Below are 2,761 nucleotides of genomic sequence, written 5' to 3'. Positions count from 1 at the left end.
GCACTGGCGGCGGCAATACTCTTCCGCATGGCGGTTGCAAGGAAGAATGCGACCAGCGCTCCAGCTCCCCGCTCATGAGCCGTACGCGGCTGCCCGCGTTTTCCTTCATGCGGGATGCGCGACGAGATCAGATCCTCGCCGCCAGCTCCGCCCCTTCCCGGATTGCCCGCTTGGCATCCAGCTCCGCTGCCAGCGCCGCCCCGCCGATCAGGTGGAAGCGCGGCCCGCTGCTTGCCTGCTCCGCGGGCATCAGTTCCTTCAATGATTCCTGCCCGGCGCAGATCACCACATTGTCCACTTCGAGCACGCGCTCCGCGCCGCCGACAGTGATATGCAGCCCGCGGTCATCGATCCTGCGGTATTCGACGCCAGCCAGCATTTGCACGCCCTTGCGCTGCAAGGTCGCGCGATGCACCCAGCCCGAAGTCTTGCCGAGTGTTGCGCCAGGTTTCGATGCCTTGCGCTGCAGCAGGAAGACTTCGCGCACCGGCTTCTCGGGAACCGGTTTGCGCAGGCCGCCGCCGGCCTCTGCATCAAGGTCCACGCCCCATTCATCCAGCCAGTGCCGCAACGGAACAGGCAGCGCGACCTGCGGATCGTGCAGCAGGAATTCACTGATGTCGAAACCGATCCCGCCTGCGCCGACCACTGCCACGCGTTTGCCGACCGGCACATCGTCCTTCAGCACGTCGAGGTAGGACAGCACCTTGGGATGGCCGATGCCCTCGATGCGCGGCGCACGGGGCACGATGCCGGTGGCGACGATCACGTCATCAAAGCCTTGCCGCAGCAATTCCTCGCGCGTGACCCTGCGGTTGAGCACGAGTTCGACGCCGGTCAGTTCGACCCGCTTGCGGAAGTAGCGCAGCGTCTCGCGGAATTCTTCCTTGCCCGGCACGCGCATCGCATAGTTGAACTGCCCGCCGATACGGCCGCTCGCCTCGAACAGCGTGACGCGATGTCCGCGCTCGGCCGCCACGGTCGCCGCCGACAATCCGGCCGGTCCTGCGCCGACCACCGCAACGCGGCGCGGCTGCGCCGTCTTTGCGTAGACCAGTTCCGTCTCATGCGCGGCGCGCGGATTGACGAGGCAGCTTGCGCGCTTGTTGGAAAAGGTATGGTCGAGGCAGGCCTGGTTGCAGGCAATGCAGGTGTTGATCTCGTCCGCGCGTCCCTCGGCGGCCTTGTTCACGAAGTCCGGGTCGGCGAGGAAGGGACGCGCCATCGAGACCATGTCGGCGTCGCCGCCGGCGATGATGTCTTCCGCCTCGCCGGGCATGTTGATGCGGTTCGACGCGACGACGGGGATACCGATCTCCTTGCGCAGGCGTCCCGCAAGGCTGCGGAAGGCTGCGCGCGGCACCGAGGTGACGATGGTCGGTACTCGCGCCTCGTGCCAGCCGATGCCGGTGTTGATGATGGTCGCGCCGGCCTGTTCCACCGCCTTCGCCACCGCCACCACCTCATCCCAGGTGTTGCCGCCTTCGACCAGGTCCAGCAACGAATGGCGGTACATGATGATGAAGTCGCGGCCGACCGCTTCGCGCACCTGCTTCACGATTGCCACCGGCAAACGCATGCGGTTCTCGATCGATCCACCCCAGCGATCGGTCCGGCGGTTGGTGCGCGCGCAAAGGAACTGGTTGAGGAGGTAGCCCTCGCTGCCCATCACTTCGATGCCGTCGTAGCCGGCCTTCTTCGCCAGCGTCGCGCAGCGCACGTAATCGCGGATGGTGCGCAGGATGCCCTTCTCGTCGAGTTCGCGCGGCGTGAACATCGAGATCGGCGACTTGACCGCCGATGCCGACACCACGAAGGGCTGGTAGCCGTAGCGGCCGGCGTGCAGGATCTGCATCAGGATCTTGCCGCCTTCTTCATGTACGGCACCGGTGACCTTGCGGTGGTTGGGCACATCGAACAGGCTGTTCAGCGTGCCGCCAAAGGGCAGCAGCCAACCCTGCCTGCTGGGCGAGATGCCGCCGGTGACGATCAGGCCGACGCCGCCCTTCGCGCGTTCACGGAAGTAGGCGGCCAGTTTCGGATAGTTGAAGAAGCGGTCTTCCAGGCCGGTATGCATCGAGCCCATGACCACGCGGTTGCGCAGCGTGGTGAAGCCGAGGTCGAGCGGGGCGAGCAGGTGCGGGTAGGCGGTCTTCATCTTGTTGTGTCTCCGGTGACAAGTCGGGTGAGTCTACAAGAGGAATGCTGCCTGTTCTTAGTAGCAACACTCTAGACCTCGCCTGCCGGTAGCCCGAGGTCGATGCCTTCCATATCAGTGACCAGACGAAGGTTGACGGCATGGCCGACAAACGGGACGCGGTCCTCCCACCCGCCGTTGCGTGCGGGCACCAGCCAGTAACCTTCTTCATCATGCGCCACCCAGTAGCGCGGCTGGCGCGTGTATTCGTAGAGCGTGATCAAGGGGAAACTCCGGCGCGTTGTTTCTGCAGTTCCCGGCGGCGGCAATGATGGATGTCAATGGATGTGCCGGATGAACTTCCATAATAGCCGTTGCCGCGCAGGATGCGCATGCAACCAACGACAATACGGGATGAATGCAATGACGATCGCGCTTTCTCCAATCCCCGCCGCCCAAGGCAAACGCGTCCTTGTCGTGGACGACAATGTGGACGCCGCCGAATCCGCGGGCGAAATCCTGCGCCTGCTCGGCAACGAGGTGTCGGTCGTGTTCGACGGGTTGGCAGCGGTGGCCGCGGTCGAGGAATGGCGTCCGGAAGTCGTGCTGCTCGACATCGGCCTG

3 protein-coding genes are annotated in these 2,761 nt (G+C 64.8%); 1 reads left to right on the top strand and 2 read right to left on the bottom strand.

Annotated elements, in window-relative coordinates:
- Positions 1–127 precede the first annotated feature (127 nt).
- Both AYR66_RS20915 and AYR66_RS20910 read right to left on the bottom strand, forming a co-directional pair.
- Positions 128–2,158, bottom strand: coding sequence for an NADPH-dependent 2,4-dienoyl-CoA reductase (locus tag AYR66_RS20915; RefSeq protein ID WP_088709110.1), 2,031 nt, complete (start codon positions 2,156–2,158; stop codon positions 128–130).
- 71 nt (positions 2,159–2,229) lie between these two features.
- Positions 2,230–2,421 (bottom strand): hypothetical protein, encoded by a 192-nt coding sequence (locus AYR66_RS20910; protein WP_088709109.1) that lies wholly within the window; start codon positions 2,419–2,421, stop codon positions 2,230–2,232.
- Positions 2,422–2,560: 139 nt separating this feature from the next.
- Between AYR66_RS20910 and AYR66_RS20905 the strand changes: the two genes are divergently transcribed.
- Positions 2,561–2,761, top strand: a 201-nt coding sequence (locus AYR66_RS20905) for a response regulator (RefSeq protein ID WP_474647539.1), incomplete at its 3' end; no start/stop codon positions are given.

The organism is Noviherbaspirillum denitrificans, assembly GCF_002211445.1.
GTDB classification, from domain to species: Bacteria; Pseudomonadota; Gammaproteobacteria; order Burkholderiales; family Burkholderiaceae_D; genus Noviherbaspirillum; species Noviherbaspirillum denitrificans.
Note: the sequence above shows the minus strand (reverse complement) of the source record. Positions and strands in the feature narration are given on the sequence as shown.